Here is a 20,378-nt window from a genome sequence, read left to right on the forward strand (position 1 = left end):
ATGTGCATTCTATGGATTTGTTTGCAGAAACAATTCATGCTGTTTTAAAACATTTAAGAATTAGAAAATACTTTATTATTGGTCATTCTTTAGGTGGTTATGTTGCTTTGGCAATGGCAAAAGAGAAAACAATAAATGTAAAGGGTATTTGTTTGATGAACTCTACAACTGCTGATGATTCTGAAGAACGAAAAAAATTAAGAATAAGAGCCAATAAAATGGTGCAACAAAATTTTGAAAACATGATAAAAATGTCTGTTTCTAATTTATTTCATCAAGAAAACACATTAAAATTTAAAGAGGAAATTAACCAAGTTAAAACCGAAGCGTTACAAACTTCTTTGCAAGGATATATTGCTGCAAACGAAGGAATGAAAAACAGACCAAATTCTTTAGAATTCTTAAAAGAAAGTACTTTTAAAAAGTTGATGATTATTGGTGAAAATGATCGGATTTTAAATGTTGATACATTAATTGAAGAGGCTAAAAAAACGAATTCAGAATATGTGGTTTTACCTTCGGACATATGAGTTATATAGAAAACACAACCGAATTAATTGCTGCTTTAAAAGACTTTGTAAGAATCTAATAACCTAATTTTTGATTATATTTGAAATTATGAATTATGATTCCATAATTAGTTTTTTAGCAGTTATAATAGTTATTTTATTTTTACTTTTTTCTGTTTTTTTACTTTCTGTAAAATCAGAAAAAAATTAAGCAACCAACTTTTAGCAGCATTTTTAATTGTTACGGCAATAGATATTAGTGCGTTTTTTTATCATCAATTTATCGAAATACCTTACACGTTAGAAATATTAAGAAACAAAATTTCATTATTTAAAAATCCGCTTTTATTCTTATACATTTTATCGGTAATTTACTCAAACTTTAGGCTAAAGTGGAAACATTTAATCCATTTACTACCTTGGTTTCTTACTATTTTAGTGCTTTTACCTAATTTTTTTAGCTAATGAAATAGAAAAAGCTGCCTTTATAAATAATTATTCTAATAATACAGAAGTACAATTTCTTAGTTATTTTGGCGATGTATTATCAATTGCATATTTATCTGCAGAGATCTATTATATTTTACGTTATAGAAAACTGTTGCTAGAAAATTACACTGATAAGAATGCTTTTAAAAACTTTAATTGGTTAAAACAATTATCTATTTTACTATTTATAGGGCAAGTTTTAACGTTTATTAAAAGTTATATTCGAGCAAATTGTAATGACAATTCTATAGACATCATAAGAACTATTGTTTTACTTTTCGGCGTCTTTTTTATCTGTTGGTTATTTTTAAAAGCGGTTAATTCTCCTAGATTATTTAAAGGAATAAATGTAGATTTAAAAACATCTAAAGAAATTAAAAACACAAGAGAAGAAGTTTCTATCAATCCTAAAATTGCTCTTTTAAAAGATTTTATGTTGACAGAAAAACCTTATTTAAATCCGTCTTTAACAATTAGAGATTTGGCTGAATTGATAAAAATGAATTCGAGAGAATTGTCGGTTTTAATCAATCAACATTTAAATCAGCATTTTTTCGATTTTGTAAACGAATATAGAATTGAGGAAGCGAAAGAGATTTTAAAAAATCCGAAGGAAAAAGAACTTACAGTCCTAGAAATTTTATATCAAGTTGGTTTTAATTCAAAATCTTCTTTTAATACTGCTTTTAAAAAACATACAAGTTTAACGCCTACACAATTTAGAAAAAATACTTAAAATCAAACACTTAACGTAAAGTCGAACGTTTTTAAAATAAAGTCGAACCAATTTCTTATCTAGAAATTAGTTCGACTTTGTGTTTTCGGTCGCACAAAATTGTTTTCAATCGCACATTTGTATCATCAAAAATAAATACCATGAAAACAAAAACGTTACAAATTTTAATTGCATTATTTTTTACAGGAATCTTAACTGCACAAACTATTACAGGTAAAGTAGCAGACAATTTAGATGTTATTCCGTTTGCTAACGTAATTTTAAAAGATAATCAGCAAAAAATAATAACTGGTGCAACCACAAAAAACGATGGAACTTTCGAGTTAAAAACAAACCAAGGAAATTATATTTTAGAAATTAGCATTCTAGGATATAAAACGTTTTCAAAAACAATAAATATTAAAGGCAATCTTAACTTAGGAACAATAATATTAAGAGAAAACGCACAAGCACTAAATGAAATTGTGGTAAAAACAGAAAAAAGGATTTTAGAAAGAAAAATAGATAGGCTTGTTTTTAATGTTGAAAAAAGTATTGCTGCAACTGGTGGAAATGGTGTTGATGTTTTAAGGATAACTCCCGGTGTACAATTACAAAACAACACCTTATCTATTTTAGGTAAAGGTGCTACTCAGATACTAATTAACGGAAGGTTGTCTCCCTTGGCAGGCGATGAATTGGTGGCCTTTTTAAGCGGATTATCTGCTAGTGATATTGTAAAAATTGAAGTAATTACAAATCCGCCAGCAAAATACGATGCCTCTGGTAATGGTGGTTTAATCAATATTATTTTAAAAAAGGGCACTCAAAATTCTTGGAAAAATGCAACAACCATTTCCTACATTCAAAACAAATATAATTTTACAACAGTTACTAATAATTTTTTCTACAACAAAAACAAGGTTTCATTATCAGCAAGTATCAATGCAAACAAAGGTTATTTTGAAAATTTAGAAGGGATAGTTATAGAATACCCAACCAATCTTTGGGATATTGATATTGCTGGAAAACAACAAACAGACCAACTTTCGGACGCTTTTTATTGGATTATGCCTTGTCTGAGAAGACAACTTTAGGCGTACAATATTTAAGAAATACAACGGAACCAAATATAGATGCTGTAACTAGTTCTAATATTTTTGATACCGATAATAATTTAGAAAAAAGTTTAAAAAACGTAGCGCAAAATGAGGTGGATAACAATAATCATTCTGTTAATTTTCATTTGATTTCAAAACTAGACACTTTAGGCAAGCAACTTTCTTTTGATGCAGATTATTTTACATTTACTTCGGATAGAAATCTAGATTTTACCACAGAACAGTTTGATGTTAGAGGTAATTCTAATGGCATAAGTTCATCTGCCTTAAATATTTCTAATCAAAAAATAGAAAACTTTAGTTCTCAATTAGATATAGATTTACCACTTAAAAAAGTAAATCTTTCTTACGGATTTAAAGCAAGTTTTACCAATACAAATAGTGGTATTTTATTTTTCGACACACTTTCTGGGTCGCCGGTTTTAGACTCTAACCAATCTACCAGTTTTAAATATAAAGAAAATGTTTTAGCTGCTTATTTTTCTGGAAACACAAAACTAAATGATAAACTTACTCTACAATTTGGGCTGCGTTTTGAAGACACAAAAACAACTGGAATAAGTGATGATTTAAATCAAGAAAACAAAAACAATTACAGTAAGTTTTTTCCAACCTTATTTTTATCGTATGCTAAAAACGACAATAATAATTTCAATTTTTCTTACGGAAAAAGAATCAACAGACCCAATTTTAGAGATTTAAATCCTTTTCGTTTTTACATTAATGACAATAGTTACAGTGTTGGTAATCCGTTTTTACAACCTTCTTTTTCAGATAATTTTGAAATTTCTCACCTATACAAAAACAAATGGAATACAGGTTTTTCTGTGAATATTACTACAGATGGTTTTGGCGTGTTTTTTAACACAGACATTTCCAATCAAGATCAAATTGTAACAAGAGAAAATTATTTTAAAAAGTACACGTATCAGTTACAAGAAAGTTTTTCTTTAAGCCCTATTTCTTGGTGGAAAACCCAAAATGATGTTAGACTTTTGGCACACATTACAGAATTAACCAAAAATATTGATGCTGATGTAAATGATGGAATTCAATTTTACGCTGCGTCTAACCATACTTTTTCATTGAGTAAAAACACAAAATTACAAGCCAATGCTTGGTATAGTTCTTTTCATAATGATGGTTTGTTTAGTCTTGGGCAGCAGTTTCATTTATCACTTGGGTTGCAACACAGCTTTAAAAACAACATCAAATTATCAATGTTATTTAGCGATGTTTTAAACACAGGTAGTTTAAGAGATTACAATTCTACTGTAAATAATATCGATCAAAGTTACCGTCAAAATGCGAGTTCTAGAAATTTTAGAATCTCTCTTTCGTATAACTTCGGAAACAAGAAAATAAACGTAAAAAACAGAATTTTTAGTAATAATGATGAGCAAAGAAGAAGTAATTAAAACAAAAAAGGCGCAAATTTAAAATTTGCGCCTTTTTTGTTTATAAAATATTTTTATTCTCCTTTTAAAGGATTCCAGCCTTGGGCTTTTAATTCAATTTCTTGATTTGCTCTTGTTACAAGATTTAAACCTTGATTTTCTGCAATGATATGACCAACAATAGAAAAATTAGGATTTCCTTTTATCTTATCAAAATCTGCAATTGGTACTGTAAAAAGCAGCTCATAATCTTCACCTCCACTTAAAGCAACCATTGTAGAATCTAGTTCAAATTCTTCGCAAGCAGAAATAACTTGTGGATCTAAAGGTAATTTGTCTTCATAAATCTTACATCCAACTTTAGACTGTGAACAAATGTGCATAATTTCAGATGAAAGTCCATCAGAAATATCGATCATAGCAGTAGGTTTTACCTCTAATTCTTTTAAGATACTAGCAACATCTTTACGTGCTTCGGTTTTAATTGTCTTTCAATTAAATAGGTATAATTATCTAAATCTGGTTGATTATTTGGATCTACTTTAAAAACCTGTTTTTCTCTTTCTAAAACTTGCAAACCTAAATATGCAGCACCTAAATCGCCGGAAACTACTATTAAATCGGTTTCTTTTGCGCCATTTCTATACACAACTTCTTCTTTTGTTGCTTTACCAATTGCTGTTACAGAAATTAAAATTCCTTTGGTAGAAGATGTAGTGTCGCCACCAATTAAATCTACTTTATAAGTATCACATGCAAGCTGAATACCTGCATACAACTCTTCTATTGCCTCTAAAGGAAAACGGTTAGAAACTGCGATAGAAACTGTTACTTGCTCTGCAACACCATTCATTGCATACACATCAGATAAATTAACCATAATTGCCTTATAACCTAAGTGTTTAAGAGGCATATAACTTAAATCGAAATGCACACCTTCTATCAACAAATCTGTAGTAACTAAAGTTTGTTTTTCTGATGCATCTAAAACAGCAGCATCGTCTCCGATTGCTTTTACTGTTGTGGCGTTTTCTACTTTAAAATATTTTGTAATATGGTTTATTAAACCAAACTCACCAAGTTCGGCTAATGATGTTTTTTGGGTATTTTTATCTTCTAACATGCTGCAAAGATACTTACATTCTTAAAAATTACAGAGTTCCTTTAACAGAGAAGTAAAAATAAAAGCACTATTTTTGATTTTATACTTTTTATGTACTAAAAAATAATAATTACGTTATACTAATTAAAGCAGGTTTTTACTTGATAAATATTTAAAAATGATAAAAAAACTTTTTTCATATTCGTTTTAATTATAGTTAGTTGTTCTAAAAAAGAGGTTGTAAATCAAGTTAAACAAACTATTATAAATCCTATTGCAAAATGTGAAGACGGTTTTGCGGGCGAGTTTCCTTGCAACGATTACGATTTACTTACACACATTACTTTAGATGAAATTGCAGGCGAAAACACACAAGGTAACGACTCTTGGGGTTGGGTAGATCCTGTAACAAACAACGAATATGCTATTGTTTGTACAAATAAAGGAACTTCGTTTATAGATATTACCAATCCGGCAGATGCAAAAATTATTGGTTTTTTAAAAACTAGAACAGAAAACAGTCTTTGGCGAGATGTAAAAGTTTATAACGATTTTGCATTTATTGTTAGTGAAGCAGACAATCACGGAATGCAAATCTTTAACCTAAATAACCTAAGAGGTTTGGTTAACATTCCGGTAGAATTTACAGCAGACAGAGATTTTACCTCTTTTGGTAGCGCACATAATATTGTTATTAATGAAGATACGGGTTATGCATATCCTGTTGGTACTTCTAGAAGTGCAACATATAAAGGTGGCCCTTTGTTTATCAATATTAACAATCCTTTTAAGCCAGTAAACGAAGGTGGTTTCGAAGATTATGCTCACGATGCTCAAGCCGTAACCTATAACGGCCCGGATTCTGATTATTCCGGAAGAGAAATATTAATAGGAAGTAACGAAACTGAAGTTGTAATTGCAGATGTTACAGACAAACAGAAACCTGTTAAAATATCTTCTATTAGTTATTCTAATATTGGGTACACACACCAAGGTTGGTTTACAGAAGACTTTAGATATTTTATTTTAGGAGACGAGCTAGATGAAAGAGATAAAGGCTTAAATACAAGAACTATTGTTTTCGATTTTACAGATTTAGACAACCCAAAGCATCATTTCGATTATTCTCGTCCAACAGCTGCTATAGATCACAACGGTTATGTAAAAGACAATTTATTTTTTCAAGCAAGTTATACCGCAGGTGTTAGAATGATAGATATTTCTAATATCGATGCAAAAAGCTTTACAGAAGTCGGTTTTTTTGATACCTATCCAGAAAACGACAATACTGCATTTAATGGAGCCTGGAACGTGTATCCGTATTTACCATCCGGCAACATCATTATTAGCGATATTAACAGAGGTTTATTTGTTATCAGAAAAAGTAAAACTTAAATGAAAAAAATCTGTCTATTATATTGCTTTTTACTTCTTTTAAATTGCTCTGAAAAAGACGGACTATTTATAAACGATAATATTGTTGTAAACAACACAAGCATTACCACAATTGGCGGTACAAATAACGACGCTTTTACTACTGTAGAAAAAACAGCTGATGGTGGTTTTATTGCCGCAGGTTATACGCAAAGTAATAATCTAGATATTACAGATAAATCTAACACTTCATTCGATTTTTTTATCTCTAAATTTTCTTCGGATAATAAACTAGAATGGCAAAAAACATTTGGTGGTTCTGATGATGATAGAGCTGCCGATATTATAGAAACAAAAAACGGAGAATTTGCTATTCTAGGTTATTCTAAAAGTAACGATTTTGATGTTTCTACAAACGCTGGTTCTCAAGATTTTTGGTTTATAAAACTATCAAGTTCGGCATTTTAATATCAGAAAAAAGCTTTGGATATTTAGGTTTAGATTATGGCACAACTCTGTTAGAAACAAAAGATAACGGATTCTTAATTACTGGTGTTTTAGACGTAACAGCGTCTAACGGACAAGGAAATGCAAAAACCACCGCTGTAAAGCATGCTGGCGGAGATTATTGGGCAATTAAAACAGATAATTCGGTAATTTACTTTGGAGCAGATATTTTGGTGGTAGCTTTACAGATACTCCGTTAGGAGTTGTCGAAACCGATGCTAATAATTTTATAATTGTTGGGTCTAGCGATAGCAATGATTTTAATATTTCTGATAACAAAGGAACTTATGATTTTTGGGTTGTTAAAATATCTAATTACGGCAATCTTATTTGGGAAAAAAGTTTTGGAGGCTCAGAAATAGATGAAGCAAGAGCAATCACTACAACCAATGATGGCAATTTTATAATTGTTGGAGACACTAGAAGTAACGACAAAAATGTTTCTACAAATAACGGTGCAGCAGATATTTGGGTTCTTAAAATTTCTACAGATGGTAATCTTATTTGGGAAAAAACAATTGGCGCAACAAATTTTGATGTAGCAAGAGCAATTACCAAAACCAAAGACAACGGTTTTTTAATTGCAGGAAGCTCTAGAAGTTTAGACAACGGTTTTGAAAACAAAGGGCAAAATGATGCGCTAATTATAAAAATAAATAATACCGGCGAATTACTTTGGCAACAAACCTTTGGCGGTTCTAAAATCGATTTTTTATACGATATTACAGTATTAAATAATACTAGTATTATTGCTGTTGGCGAGTCGAATAGCTTTGATAAAGATATACCGAGAAAACAAAGGTTTTACAGACGCACTTATAATTAAATTATGATAAAAAGAATTACTTATTTAGTACTAGTTTTTGTACTATTTTTAACAAGTTGTAAAGACGAAAAAGATTGTTGTGTTTTTCCTGAAGAGATAATAACAACCCTAAACTTTACACATAACTGGAACGGTAAAGAAATTACAAATCAGGAATTAAACGAACTTAAATTTACTACAGAAAACGGAGAAAAAATAAGTATCGAAAGGCTGCGTTATTTAATTTCAAATCTAAGTTTAGTTGGTGGCGATAATCAGTTTTTAATAGACTTTGGCGAAAATTCGGCACAAATATTTCTTTAACAGATATTTCACCTGGTACTTACAATCTTAAATTTACATTTGGCTTAAAAGACATAGACAATAAAGATGGTGAACATCAACTATTAAATTCTGTAAACTTTAATGTTCCGGCAATGCTTGGTGGTGGTTATCATTACATGCAATTTGATGGTAAATTTTTAAATAATAATGATGAAGAAACTGGTTTTAATTTTCATGCAATAAGAGCTGTTGACAGAACAAACCCAAACGATTTAAAATTTGAAGACACTTCTTTTGAAGTAGATTTGGGCACTGTAGAAATTGTAAAAAACACTATTATAGAAATTAAAATGGATGTTTCAGAATGGTTTAAAACCCCAAATACATGGAATTTAAATGAACTACACACCGTTTTAATGCCAAATTTTGAAGCTCAAAAAATGATAAGCGAAAATGGTAAATCTGTGTTTACTTTAGGCAAAATAAATTAACAAAATGAAAACCTATTTCGTGTACTTTTTTCTTTTTACTTTTGATGAATTGCGCATCCAAAGAAGAAGATTTATATACACCAATTGCGTATAATTTAGAAATACCAGAGCTTTTTTCTGATAAATTAATTGCTCCTATAATTCCTGTAGACAATCCCTTAACAATAGAAGGTATAGCTTTAGGTAAAAGACTTTTTTTGATAAGATACTTTCAAGAGATAATTCACAATCTTGTGCTACTTGCCATAACGCAGCAAAAGCTTTTACAGATAACAAACAATTTAGTAAAGGTGTAAGCGGTAATTTTGGCAAAAGAAACACAATGCCGTTATTTAATTTGGCATGGAATTTTGATGAACTTTTTGCCTGGGATGGTAAAGAATTTGGCTTAGAAACTCAAGCTTTAGAACCAGTTACAAACCCTATAGAAATGCACGCTAACTGGGTTAATATTGCAGAAAAATTGAATCAAAACGAAACCTATAGAAATTTGTTTTTGCAAGCTTTTGGTTCAGAAAAAATAGATTCTACTCTTGTTACCAAAGCAATTGCTCAATTTGAAAGAACATTGATTTCGGCAATTCTAAATTTGATAAATACTTAAAAAGTGAAGCCACATTAACAGAAAGCGAAACAAATGGTTTTAATGTTTTTATGGATGAAGAAAGAGGTGATTGTTTTCATTGCCACGGTAGTAACAACAACCCGCTATGGACAGATAATAAATTCCATAACAATGGTTTAGATACAAATTTTACTGATTTAGGCTTAGGTAAAATCTCCGGAGATCCTAATGATAACGGTAAATTTAAATCTCCGTCTATCAGAAACTTAGCATTTACCGCACCTTATATGCACGATGGTAGATTTACAACTTTAGACGAAGTTATCAATCACTATTCAGAAGGGTTAAAAAGATCTTCTACAATAGATCCATTAATGAAAAAAATTAACCAAGGTGGCGTTAATTTAACAGCAAAAGACAAAGCAGACTTAAAGGCTTTTTTACTTACATTAACAGACTACGAATTTGTTAACAATCCTGCCTTTCAAAAATAATCAATAAAACCAATTGGTTTATTAGGTTTCATAATACAACTTCTTCGTTTTTCTTCTAGTTATATTGTATATTTGCAGACAGTTTAGATTTAATCTATTTAAAATTATGATAAAAGTTTCAGACTCAGCAAAAAAGAAAGTCGTAGAACTAATGGCAGACGACGGCTTTAATGCAGCAACAGACTATATAAGAGTTGGTGTAAAAAGTGGTGGTTGTTCGGGTTTATCTTACGATTTAACTTTTGATAATAAAAAAGAAGAAAACGATAAAGTTTTTGAAGAGAATGACGTTAAAATTATTGTCGACAAAAAAAGCTTTTTATATTTAGTAGGAACTACTCTAGAATATTCTGGTGGTTTAAACGGAAAAGGGTTTGTTTTTAACAATCCTAACGCAAATAGAACTTGCGGTTGTGGAGAAAGTTTTTCACTTTAAAATTTAGAAAAAGATGTCAAAGTATACCGAAGAAGATTTAGAACAAGAATTAAAAACCCAAGAATATAAGTATGGGTTTTATACAGATATAGAAAGCGATACATTTCCGGTTGGTTTAAATGAAGATGTTGTTCGTGCAATCTCAAAAAAGAAAAATGAGCCGTAATGGATGACCGAATGGCGATTAGAAGCTTTTAGAGTTTGGGAACAAATGGAAGAACCAGAATGGGCCAATGTAAATTACGAAAAACCAAATTTTCAAGACATTGCATACTATTCTGCACCAAAAAAGAAACCAAAATTAAATTCTTTAGACGAGGTTGACCCGGAGTTGTTAGACACTTTTAAGCGTTTAGGAATCTCTTTAGATGAACAAAAGAAACTAGCAAACGTTGCAGTAGATATTGTAATGGATTCTGTTTCTGTTGCTACAACCTTTAAAGAAACTCTTGCAGAAAAAGGAATTATTTTTATGCCAATTTCTGAAGCAATACAAGAGCATCCAGAATTAGTTAAAAAATATTTAGGTACTGTTGTACCAACTAAAGATAATTTTTACGCAGCATTAAATTCGGCTGTTTTTTCTGATGGATCTTTCTGCTACATTCCTAAAGGTGTAAAATGCCCTATGGAATTGTCTACGTATTTTAGAATTAACGAAGGCGGAACAGGACAATTTGAAAGAACCTTAGTTGTTGCAGATGCTGGTAGTTATGTTTCTTACTTGGAAGGATGTACAGCACCAAGTAGAGATGAAAACCAATTACATGCAGCTGTTGTAGAATTAATTGCAATGGACGATGCAGAAATTAAATACTCTACAGTGCAAAACTGGTATCCTGGTAATAAAGAAGGTAAAGGTGGTGTTTACAATTTTGTAACCAAAAGAGGTTTGTGTGAAACAAATGCAAAAATCTCTTGGACACAAGTAGAAACTGGTTCTGCAGTTACTTGGAAATATCCTTCTTGTGTATTAAAAGGAAACAATTCTGTAGGCGAATTTTATTCGATTGCAGTAACAAACAACCATCAACAAGCAGATACTGGTACAAAAATGATTCACTTAGGTAAAAACACTAAGTCTACAATTATTTCTAAAGGTATTTCTGCAGGAAAATCTCAAAACTCTTATAGAGGTTTAGTACAGATAAATTCTAGAGCAGAAAACGCTCGTAACTTCTCTCAGTGCGATTCTTTATTAATGGGTAACGAATGTGGTGCACACACTTTTCCTTATATAGAAACTAAAAACAAATCTGCACAAATAGAACACGAGGCTACAACTAGTAAAATTGGTGAAGATCAACTATTTTACTGTAACCAACGTGGTATCGATACAGAAAAAGCAATTGCTTTAATTGTAAACGGATTTAGTAAAGAGGTTTTAAATAAGTTACCAATGGAGTTTGCTGTTGAAGCTCAAAAATTACTAGAAATTTCTTTAGAAGGAAGTGTTGGTTAATCAATAATAACCAATCACAAAATATATAATTATAAAAATAATGCCGATAGCATAAAGCTAAAAGCCAATAGCATAAATAAGATGTTAAAAATAGAAAATTTACAAGCAAGTATAGACGATAAATCAATTTTAAAAGGATTGAATTTAGAAGTAAAAGCAGGAGAAGTTCATGCAATTATGGGACCAAACGGTGCAGGAAAAAGTACTTTGGCTAATATTATTGCAGGTAAAGAAGACTATGAAGTTACTAATGGTTCTATCGAATTAGATGGTGAAGATATTAGTGAACTTGCACCAGAAGAAAGAGCACATAATGGTGTGTTTTTATCTTTTCAATATCCAGTAGAAATTCCTGGTGTTTCTGTTACAAACTTTATAAAAACAGCTATTAACGAAACAAGAAAAGCAAAAGGTTTAGAAGACATGCCCGCAAAAGACATGTTAAAAATGATTCGTGAGAAATCTGAATTATTAGAAATAGATCGTAAATTTTTATCTCGTTCTTTAAACGAAGGTTTTTCCGGTGGAGAAAAGAAACGTAACGAAATCTTTCAAATGGCAATGTTAGAGCCAAAATTAGCCATCTTAGATGAAACAGATTCTGGTTTAGATATTGATGCTTTGCGTATTGTTGCTAACGGTGTAAATAAATTAAAATCTAAAGATAACGCGGTAATTGTTATTACACACTACCAACGTTTATTAGATTATATCGTACCAGATTTTGTACACGTTTTACACGACGGTAAAATTGTAAAAAGTGGCGATGCTTCTTTAGCGTTAGAGCTAGAAGCAAAAGGTTACGATTGGATTAAACAAGAATTGGTGTAAATAAGTTTACAGTAGCAGTATACAGTTTAAAAATTGCATACTGAAACTAAAAACTGAAAACTGAAAAAATGGAATTAAAAGATAAATTATTATCATCGTATGTAGCTTTTGAAAATAAAGTTGATACAGATTCAGATATTCATGATATTAGGTCTAAAGCGCTTCAAACATTCGAAGAGTTAGGTTTTCCTACAAAAAAACTAGAAGCTTGGAAATATACTTCTTTAAACTCTGTTTTAAAGCAAGATTACAGCTTGTTTCCTAATAAAGATAATGCAATTCAATTAGCTGATGTTAAGAAGTATTTTATTCACGATATAGATGCTTACAAACTTGTTTTTATCGACGGTAAATACAGTTCTTTTTTATCTGAAACTACACACGATACTTTTGATGTTTGTTTAATGTCTGCGGCTTTAAATAAACCAAAATACAAAACTGTAATAGATAATTATTTTAACAAAATTGCAAAAGAAGACAATTTAACTTCTTTAAATACTGCTTTTGCTAACGAAGGTGCTTACATCTATATTCCTAAAAATGTAGAAGTAGAAAAACCTATTCAAATTATAAATTTTACAACAGGTACAGAAGCTGCTACCATGCTACAACCAAGAAATTTAATTGTAGCAGAGCAAAATGCACATGTTCAAATTATAGAGCGTCATCAAAGTTTAACTTCTAACCCAGTTTTAACAAATTCTGTTACAGAAGTTTACGCAGCAAAAGATGCAACTGTAGATATTTATAAAATTCAGAATGATGATTTAAACGCATCTTTAGTAGACAATTCTTACATAGAACAAAAATCTAATTCTGTTGTTTCTGTTCATACATTTTCTTTTGGTGGAAATATTACTAGAAATAACTTAAACTTTTTCCAAAGAGGAGAACATATAGATTCTATCTTAAAAGGAATTACTATTTTAGAAGGTAAACAACACGTAGATCATCATACTTTAGTACATCATATAGAACCTAATTGCGAGTCTCATCAAGATTACAAAGGTATTTACGATGAAAGATCTACAGGAGTTTTCAACGGAAAAGTAATTGTTAATAAAGAAGCTCAAAAAACAAATGCTTACCAACAAAATAATAATGTTTTAGTAAGTGATAAAGCAACAATTAACGCCAAGCCTCAGCTAGAAATTTTTGCAGATGATGTTAAGTGTTCTCATGGTTGTACAATTGGTCAATTAGATGACGAGGCTTTATTTTACATGCAACAACGTGGTATTCCTAAAAAAGAAGGAAAAGCATTATTGATGTTTGCATTTGCAAATACGGTTTTAGAAAGTGTTAAAATACCGAAGTTAAACAACGTATTGCAAAATTAATTGCAAATAAATTAAACGTAAAAATAGGTTTCGATTTATAGTATATAAGTCAAACACTGTATCGTTTGCATTCATAATAACTTAAGTTAGTTTGTAATTTTGTTACAGACTAATCACTAAAAATTATTATTATGAATAAAAGTATTAAAACAGTATTGCTAATTGTTGGGCTTATTTTAACTATTTACGGAATTTACACAATGATTCAGCCAGAAACACAAGTTTCTATTGGAGATTTAGATTTAGTAGAAGCACAAGACAACACAAGTTCTTATATTACTATTGCTATTGGTATTGTTGCCTTGGCGGTAGGATTAATTTCAGGAAAAAAGTAAAATTTTTTTACAAAACAGATATAAAACCACTTAGAAATAAGTGGTTTTTTTATTTTACTGCGGATATAATTTCGCTTAAAAATTTATTTTCTTGAAATCCTGATAACCCAAAACGAACAACTACCAATTCTTCATCCGGTAAAATATAAACTCTTTGCCCTTGATAACCATCTGCATAATACATGTTTTTTGGTACATCTTTGTAACCACCATTTGTGTTTAACCAAAATTGAGCACCATAAATTCCGTTTGATGTTGGCGTTGGTGTAGTAGCATAATCTACCCAATCTTTAGTAAACAATTCTTCTCCGTTCCAATTTCCATTTTTAAGGTATAAAAGCCCGAATTTTGCCCAATCTCTTGCTGTTGCCCAGGCGTATGAAGAAGCTACGTAATTTCCGGCTAAATCTGTTTCCACAATCATAGAATTCATACCAATTTTATCTATAAAATTTGTATACCAAAAATCTAAATATTCTTGATGTGTATTAAATTGCTTTCTTAAAATATTAGATAATAAATTAGACGTTCCGGAAGAATAATTCCAAGTTGCATTTGGTTTCCCTGCAAAAGGTTTTTCTTCTTGCATTTTTGTCATGTCTCTTTCTAAAAATAACATTTTTGTTGCATCAGAAATTTCATCATAATTCTCGTCCCATTCTAAACCGGAATTCATTTGTAATAAATTATGAATCGTAATGTCTTTTCTAGCGTCTTTTTGCCAAGAATCTATTGGTGCTTTGTCTTGTATATCTATTTTATTTTGATGCTGTAAAATACCGTAAACAGTGCTCATAATACTCTTTGTCATAGACCAACCTAAAATTCTTGAATCTTTTGTAAAACCATTAGCGTATTTTTCTGCTATTATTTGATCTTTATAAACAACAACCACGGCTCTAGAATTATCGTTTTTTCCGAAGATATTATTTACAGCATTTGTTACTTTATCATAATTTACATTTTCAAAAACAGTATCTTTTTGCTCTGCATTACCATAAGGAAATGCAGTTGTATTATCAGGTTTTAAACGAACCGGTTTTAAATAAGTAGCAGTTTCATCCTCTCTATTTAATGTTAAAACGGCACCTAAACCTTCTCTATAAATTGCTTTTCTAGTTAATAAACCAAAAGCAGATGACGAAGCAGATTTTAAAGATGGATCTACTTTATCTGTAGCCAAATTTACAGGAGAAAAATTATTATCTGTTTTATCTGTAAACTCTAAAGTTCTATCACCAAGATATACAGAAGATGCAGTATTTTTTGCAGAATAACCTGCCAAAATATTCAACTTCGGATAATTATAAATTACCGCTATAATTAGTATTACTGATAATAAAAGTAGAGTTCGTTTAAGAAATTTCATAAAAAAATAAGTTTGATAACGTAAAAATAAGCATTAAAAACACATCATTTTTAGTTCGAGTATAAATACCTGAAAATAAAAAAAGGGTTTACTACTAAAATATAACTAATTGATTTTATTAGTTTTAACTCAAATTTATGAACACATAAAATGACCACAACAGCCAACATCAGTAAGACAAAAATTACAGAAATAACATCAGAAAAAGCAGAAACCCCAATAAAAAAATTAAATCCAGGGATTTCTGAAACGGTTATTAGCGAGTTAAGTAGCGAGATAAATAATATGTTGTCTTTTGCTATTTATAACGGAATTACTGTAAACACAGAAGTAAATGCATTGATACAAAATAGCAATGTAGACGATTTAATAAATGCACACAATTTACTTTGTAAAAACGTAGCTCCGGCAACACCAAAATCTATTGGATATACAAGAAAATTAAATAAAAGCGGAAATGGAAATTCTATATTTAGAGAGTTTCCTCTACTAAGAAATTTAGTTGTATTAGCAATAGTTTTTTTAGTTACTTATATAGCTACTGGTATGTCTGCAGAAGTAAACAACGATTCTTTAGACAAAGGAATGATGAACAATAGTGGCATTCCGCTACTATTAAATATTGCTTATTTAAGTTCTATAGCAGGTTTGGGCGTTTTGTTTTTTTATTAAAAGAAGTAAGTATTTCTTTAAAAAAAGGAACCTTAATCCCAGAAAATGCAATTGGGTATTTATCACAAATAATATTAGGAATAATCTCCGGTCTAATCATGTCAGAAATTATAGCATTTTATACTACAGATCCTAAACAAATCAATTTATTTAATAAAAGTATTCTTGCCTTAATTGGTGGGTTTTCTTCGGATACAATCTTTAGCATTTTACAAGGAATTATAAATAAAATCAAAAACATTTTTACTACTTAAAACACCAAAATCTAATGTTTAAAAAAATACTATTATTACTAATTACAAGCATTCTAATATCGTGTGCTAGTTTACCAGATGCAACTGCAACATTAACAAAAGATGTTATTAATGAAGGCGATGCAATGCATCAATTAAATATTTCTTTGGTAAATGAGTTGTTCAACGAAAAAAAGCGCGATTAAATACATTTATCACAAATAAATATACGCCGAAATTATAAAAAAATTTCAAAAACTACTACCACAAGATGTAGATTACAAAAAAGAATTACCAAATATAATAGAAGCAATTATACCTGTAATTAATAGAAAAAGAGATTCTTTACAAGATTTATTATCTAACCAACAACAACAAATTGTTACTGGCTTAAATGCAAATTTCATTTCTTATTCTAAAGCAACTTCATCTTTACAAAATTTAATTAATTCTGCAGTGAAAGAAAACAAAGCAGAACAAAGTGCTTTGTCAGAAATTAACCAACTTACCGGAAACAAACTTAACTTTAAGCAAGTAGAGAATAAATTAGATAGCTTATTAAATAAAACAGGTTTAGGTATGGAAAAGTTATTAAAACTAGAAAAACTAATAAAATAAAAATTATGAGCGATATAGATTGGAGTAGTTTAGCAGAAAAAGCGGTTTCACAAACAGACACAGAGTTTCACAACCAATTAGCTAGTTTAACTAGTTTAAAAACATCAGAAATTGATACATTTATTTCTGAGAGTAAAATAACAAACAACAATGCTTTGTCTGTTTTAAAAGAAATTAATAATGCTTCTTTATCAAATAACGAAAAAGCAAATGCTATTTCAAATATTGAAAACGGAGTAGGTTTTTTGGTGAAATTGGTTTCTAAAGTAGTATAATAAGAAAATCTTATTCGCTTTATTACAAGTTTAAAAAATCATGCTTTATCTTTGTAGTAAATATATTTTCTATGATAAATGTTGATAAAATTCGAGAAGACTTTCCAATTCTTAAAAGAACAGTACACGGAAAACCCTTAGTATATTTTGATAATGCAGCTACTTCACAAACACCAAAAGTTGTTATAGATACTATTGTAGATTATTATAGTAATTACAACGCAAATATTCATAGAGGAGTACATACTTTAAGTCAAGAAGCTACCGACAAATATGAAGAAGCTAGAATTAAAGTTCAGCAACATTTTAATGCAAAAAACACTTACGAGATAATATTAACTTCGGAACAACACACAGTATTAATATGATTGCTTCGGATTTTCTGCATTGTTAGAAAAAGATGATGAAATTATCGTTTCTGCTTTAGAACATCATTCTAATATTGTGCCATGGCAAATGTTATGCGAAAAAACTGGTGCTATTTTAAAGGTGATTCCAATGTTAGAAGACGGTTCTTTAGATATGGAAGTTTACCATTCTTTAGTGAATCAGAAAACAAAATTGGTGTTTTGCAACCATGTTTCGAATGCTTTAGGTACTGTAAATCCTATTGAAGAAATTATTGCAAAAGCACATCAATTTAATGCTGCCGTTTTAATTGATGGTGCACAAGCTACACCGCATATAAAACCAGATGTTCAAGCATTAGATGTAGATTTTTATGTAGCTTCTGCTCATAAACTTTGTGGTCCAACAGGTGTTGGTATGTTGTATGGTAAAGAAGAATGGTTACATAAATTACCACCGTATCAAGGTGGCGGAGAAATGATTGCGACTGTTTCTTTTGAAAAAACTACATATGCCGGTTTACCTCATAAATTTGAAGCCGGAACACCAAATATCTGTGGCGGAATTGCTTTTGGAGCTGCCATAGATTATATGAATTCTGTAGGTTTTAACAATATAGCAAATTATGAAGATGAATTGTTAAAATACGGAACAGATGAATTGTTAAAGATAGAAGGTTTAAAAATTTATGGAAACACTTCAAAAAAGACCGCTGTAATCTCTTTTAACGTAAAAGAAATACATCCTTATGATATTGGTGCAATTTTAGATAAACTTGGCATAGCGGTAAGAACAGGGCATCATTGTGCACAACCGATCATGGATTTCTATAAAATTCCAGGTACAGTTAGAGCTTCGTTTTCTTTTTACAATACAAAAGAAGAAATAGATGTTTTTGTTAATGGAGTAAAAAGAGCTGTAAGAATGCTTTCTTAAAAAATTATATTAATTAAAAATTAAAAAAGGCTGAGAATTAAAATTCTCAGCCTTTTTTTATATTATCTATTCTGCTATTTATTTTAAAGCAGGAGAATAGTTTGTTGGAAAATCATCTGCTTTTGCTAAACCATCTGTAGCAACAGTAAAGTTACTACCGTAAGCAACATCAATTGCAGCTAAGATTTTATTTGCCATTAAAGCATAACCTCTACCAGTTAAATGAATACCATCTAAACTAACTAAACCACCTGTAACTAAATCTGGTGTTAATGTGTATCTATCAAACTTAATACCGCCAGCAGCTTCACTTAAAATAGCGTTTAAGTCTACTAAACCTAAACCTTTAGCACTTGCAACACTTGTAATTGTAGCATTGTAACCATCTGTAGCTGTTTTTATTTCTAATTGTTCTTGCGGAGTTAACACCCATTGATCACCTAAAGGAAGTGTAACACCTTCTGCAGAAAATTGACCTGCTAAAGTAGCTGGTAATAATCCACCACTTTGAACAATTAAAGCTCCAGCTGCAGTCATGTTTACAGTACCGATTACAGCACTACTTGGTAAAACAAATAAATCTGCAGAAGTTGCAGCTCTTGCTTGTCCGTATTGCTGTCCTAATAAAGAAGCAACTAAAGGCGCTGCTTGCTCTGGTAAACCTAAAGATTGTACAAAAGGCACAAAAGTTGGGCTAGCAGCTAAAGTAGCTGTAATTGCAGCAGATAAATCTGTTGCATCTTCATCAAAAATTACAACTGCGTTTGTTTCTGTTTCAGAAAACACAATTGCACGTTCTGGTTCTCCTGCACCAACATAAATTTGGTTAACTGCACCATAAACAGAGTTTAATAAAGGAATTTGAGCCTTTAAGGTAGCATCCGAAGGATCTAAAGGATTGTAAGGAACTGTTGTAAAGTGGGGTAATAAAGTAATATCTGGTACCGTTGCTAAAACACCTTTAGCTCCGTTTGCTGTTAAAGCATTTACCATTCCGTTAAAAGAAGCATCAAAAGTAGCCGCTGGTGTAATCATATCCGATCCATCACCACCGGAAGTTGCATAACCTAAAACATCATTTCCTCCAACTTCAGATAGTGTAAAAAATGTTGGATTTGCAGCAACTGCATCACTTAAAACAGAAGCTGAAGCGCTAGAAGCCATTCTTCCAAAATATGGATTTGCAGCACCATAACCAGGAAAAGTTAAATGAAAACTTTTTGCACCAGGAATTCCGAAATTATGAAATGAAGTTCCGTTTGCTCTAACACCTAAACTAGTTGTTGGTGTATCTGTTAATCTTGTTGGTCCTACACCGTTAAAATATAATCTTGGTGGTTGTACCGCAGTTCCTCCTAAAACAAAACCTCCAATATTATCTTCCATTAATGGTTGGTTAAAATCACCACCACCAACTACACTAAATTTTGAGGCTAATGTATTCGGAAATGAATTTTCTTGTGCTTTTATAAAAAGTGCACCGTCTGTAAAACCTGCAGTAAAAGAAGCTCCTACTGCTACATAGTTAGAAAAATCTACACCATTAGCATCAATTTGCACAACTGGTCCTGTTTCTTCTACAATTGGATCTAAATCGTTATTTACATCACAAGATGTAATACCAATTGATAAAAGTAATAATCCTATATATTTATAATTCTTCATATAA

At 30.5% G+C, this 20,378-nt stretch carries 23 protein-coding genes and 4 pseudogenes; 23 read left to right on the forward strand and 4 right to left on the reverse strand.

Annotation, left to right across the window (positions count from 1 at the left end):
- Nucleotides 1–2: 2 nt before the first annotated feature.
- The 4 genes from ACZ1HD_RS17550 to ACZ1HD_RS17565 all read left to right on the forward strand — a co-directional run bounded on the left by ACZ1HD_RS17550 (nt 3) and on the right by ACZ1HD_RS17565 (nt 4,252).
- Complete coding sequence (locus tag ACZ1HD_RS17550; RefSeq protein ID WP_472688196.1) at nt 3–530, forward strand: alpha/beta fold hydrolase; 528 nt, start codon at nt 3–5, stop codon at nt 528–530.
- Between the two features lie 580 nt (nt 531–1,110).
- Nucleotides 1,111–1,734 (forward strand): helix-turn-helix domain-containing protein, encoded by a 624-nt coding sequence (locus tag ACZ1HD_RS17555; RefSeq protein WP_472688197.1) that lies wholly within the window; start codon nt 1,111–1,113, stop codon nt 1,732–1,734.
- 140 nt (nt 1,735–1,874) lie between these two features.
- Nucleotides 1,875–2,810 (forward strand): carboxypeptidase-like regulatory domain-containing protein, encoded by a 936-nt coding sequence (locus ACZ1HD_RS17560; protein WP_472688198.1) that lies wholly within the window; start codon nt 1,875–1,877, stop codon nt 2,808–2,810.
- Nucleotides 2,789–4,252, forward strand: a complete 1,464-nt coding sequence (locus ACZ1HD_RS17565; protein WP_472688199.1) for an outer membrane beta-barrel family protein — start codon at nt 2,789–2,791, stop codon at nt 4,250–4,252. The genes ACZ1HD_RS17560 and ACZ1HD_RS17565 overlap by 22 nt, the downstream gene beginning before the upstream one ends.
- A 53-nt stretch (nt 4,253–4,305) precedes the next feature.
- Here ACZ1HD_RS17565 and thiL read toward each other — a convergent pair.
- Nucleotides 4,306–5,354, reverse strand: a pseudogene (gene thiL, locus ACZ1HD_RS17570) (thiamine-phosphate kinase).
- A gap of 252 nt (nt 5,355–5,606) precedes the next feature.
- Between thiL and ACZ1HD_RS17575 the strand changes: the two are divergent.
- From ACZ1HD_RS17575 to ACZ1HD_RS17585, 3 genes are read left to right on the forward strand one after another with little or no spacing between them, the layout of a single operon-like run.
- Complete coding sequence (locus ACZ1HD_RS17575) at nt 5,607–6,728, forward strand: choice-of-anchor B family protein (RefSeq protein WP_472689404.1); 1,122 nt, start codon at nt 5,607–5,609, stop codon at nt 6,726–6,728.
- Nucleotides 6,729–7,175 (forward strand): hypothetical protein, encoded by a 447-nt coding sequence (locus tag ACZ1HD_RS17580; RefSeq protein ID WP_472688200.1) that lies wholly within the window; start codon nt 6,729–6,731, stop codon nt 7,173–7,175.
- Nucleotides 7,142–7,414 (forward strand): hypothetical protein, encoded by a 273-nt coding sequence (locus ACZ1HD_RS17585; RefSeq protein WP_472688201.1) that lies wholly within the window; start codon nt 7,142–7,144, stop codon nt 7,412–7,414. Before ACZ1HD_RS17580 ends, ACZ1HD_RS17585 begins: the two co-directional genes overlap by 34 nt.
- A 115-nt stretch (nt 7,415–7,529) precedes the next feature.
- On the opposite strand, the gene ACZ1HD_RS17590 is transcribed toward ACZ1HD_RS17585, so the two are convergent.
- Entirely contained in the window at nt 7,530–7,823 is a 294-nt protein-coding gene (locus tag ACZ1HD_RS17590) for a hypothetical protein (protein ID WP_472688202.1), read from the reverse strand.
- 220 nt (nt 7,824–8,043) lie between these two features.
- Here ACZ1HD_RS17590 and ACZ1HD_RS17595 point away from each other — a divergent pair, with 220 nt between their 5' ends.
- From ACZ1HD_RS17595 to ACZ1HD_RS17640, 10 genes and pseudogenes are all read left to right on the forward strand, one after another.
- Nucleotides 8,044–8,343, forward strand: a complete 300-nt coding sequence (locus ACZ1HD_RS17595; RefSeq protein WP_472688203.1) for an MbnP family protein — start codon at nt 8,044–8,046, stop codon at nt 8,341–8,343.
- Nucleotides 8,344–8,348: 5 nt separating this feature from the next.
- A complete protein-coding gene (locus ACZ1HD_RS17600; RefSeq protein WP_472689405.1) occupies nt 8,349–8,795 on the forward strand; it encodes an MbnP family protein in 447 nt (148 codons plus the stop codon).
- 44 nt (nt 8,796–8,839) lie between these two features.
- Entirely contained in the window at nt 8,840–9,091 is a 252-nt protein-coding gene (locus ACZ1HD_RS17605) for a hypothetical protein (protein ID WP_472688204.1), read from the forward strand.
- Nucleotides 9,001–9,399, forward strand: a complete 399-nt coding sequence (locus tag ACZ1HD_RS17610) for a cytochrome-c peroxidase (RefSeq protein WP_472689406.1) — start codon at nt 9,001–9,003, stop codon at nt 9,397–9,399. The genes ACZ1HD_RS17605 and ACZ1HD_RS17610 overlap by 91 nt, the downstream gene beginning before the upstream one ends.
- A gap of 50 nt (nt 9,400–9,449) precedes the next feature.
- Nucleotides 9,450–9,854, forward strand: coding sequence for a cytochrome-c peroxidase (locus tag ACZ1HD_RS17615; RefSeq protein ID WP_472688205.1), 405 nt, complete (start codon nt 9,450–9,452; stop codon nt 9,852–9,854).
- 106 nt (nt 9,855–9,960) lie between these two features.
- On the forward strand, nt 9,961–10,290 hold the full coding sequence (locus ACZ1HD_RS17620) for a HesB/IscA family protein (protein WP_472688206.1): 330 nt from the start codon (nt 9,961–9,963) through the stop codon (nt 10,288–10,290).
- Between the two features lie 13 nt (nt 10,291–10,303).
- Nucleotides 10,304–11,752, forward strand: a pseudogene (gene sufB / locus ACZ1HD_RS17625) (Fe-S cluster assembly protein SufB).
- An 81-nt stretch (nt 11,753–11,833) separates the two neighbouring features.
- Nucleotides 11,834–12,583, forward strand: coding sequence for a Fe-S cluster assembly ATPase SufC (sufC, locus tag ACZ1HD_RS17630; RefSeq protein ID WP_077810620.1), 750 nt, complete (start codon nt 11,834–11,836; stop codon nt 12,581–12,583).
- Between the two features lie 68 nt (nt 12,584–12,651).
- Nucleotides 12,652–13,964: pseudogene (sufD, locus tag ACZ1HD_RS17635) on the forward strand (Fe-S cluster assembly protein SufD).
- Between the two features lie 90 nt (nt 13,965–14,054).
- Nucleotides 14,055–14,258, forward strand: coding sequence for a hypothetical protein (locus ACZ1HD_RS17640; RefSeq protein WP_079737747.1), 204 nt, complete (start codon nt 14,055–14,057; stop codon nt 14,256–14,258).
- 49 nt (nt 14,259–14,307) lie between these two features.
- Here ACZ1HD_RS17640 and ACZ1HD_RS17645 read toward each other — a convergent pair whose 3' ends face one another.
- The gene (locus ACZ1HD_RS17645) at nt 14,308–15,627 is read right to left on the reverse strand and encodes a serine hydrolase domain-containing protein (RefSeq protein WP_472688207.1); all 1,320 of its coding nucleotides are present in this window, start codon (nt 15,625–15,627) and stop codon (nt 14,308–14,310) included.
- 150 nt (nt 15,628–15,777) lie between these two features.
- On the opposite strand from ACZ1HD_RS17645, the gene ACZ1HD_RS17650 reads away from it, so the two are divergent.
- The 6 genes and pseudogenes from ACZ1HD_RS17650 to ACZ1HD_RS17675 all read left to right on the forward strand — a co-directional run bounded on the left by ACZ1HD_RS17650 (nt 15,778) and on the right by ACZ1HD_RS17675 (nt 18,709).
- A complete protein-coding gene (locus tag ACZ1HD_RS17650) occupies nt 15,778–16,299 on the forward strand; it encodes a hypothetical protein (RefSeq protein ID WP_472688208.1) in 522 nt (173 codons plus the stop codon).
- Nucleotides 16,300–16,397: 98 nt separating this feature from the next.
- Nucleotides 16,398–16,553, forward strand: a complete 156-nt coding sequence (locus ACZ1HD_RS17655) for a hypothetical protein (RefSeq protein ID WP_472688209.1) — start codon at nt 16,398–16,400, stop codon at nt 16,551–16,553.
- Between the two features lie 14 nt (nt 16,554–16,567).
- Nucleotides 16,568–16,738: a hypothetical protein gene (locus ACZ1HD_RS17660; RefSeq protein ID WP_472688210.1), complete on the forward strand. Its 171-nt coding sequence runs from the start codon at nt 16,568–16,570 to the stop codon at nt 16,736–16,738.
- A gap of 250 nt (nt 16,739–16,988) precedes the next feature.
- Nucleotides 16,989–17,150, forward strand: a complete 162-nt coding sequence (locus tag ACZ1HD_RS17665) for a hypothetical protein (protein WP_472688211.1) — start codon at nt 16,989–16,991, stop codon at nt 17,148–17,150.
- Nucleotides 17,151–17,155: 5 nt separating this feature from the next.
- Nucleotides 17,156–17,425, forward strand: a complete 270-nt coding sequence (locus tag ACZ1HD_RS17670; protein ID WP_472688212.1) for a hypothetical protein — start codon at nt 17,156–17,158, stop codon at nt 17,423–17,425.
- Nucleotides 17,426–17,496: 71 nt separating this feature from the next.
- Nucleotides 17,497–18,709 (forward strand): annotated as a pseudogene (locus tag ACZ1HD_RS17675) (aminotransferase class V-fold PLP-dependent enzyme).
- 78 nt (nt 18,710–18,787) lie between these two features.
- Here ACZ1HD_RS17675 and ACZ1HD_RS17680 read toward each other — a convergent pair.
- Nucleotides 18,788–20,374 carry a G-D-S-L family lipolytic protein gene (locus tag ACZ1HD_RS17680; RefSeq protein ID WP_472688213.1) on the reverse strand — a complete coding sequence of 529 codons (1,587 nt, stop codon included), beginning with the start codon at nt 20,372–20,374 and terminating at the stop codon, nt 18,788–18,790.
- Between the last annotated feature and the right edge of the window lie 4 nt (nt 20,375–20,378).

It is taken from the genome of Polaribacter sp. HA6-7 (assembly GCF_055693625.1).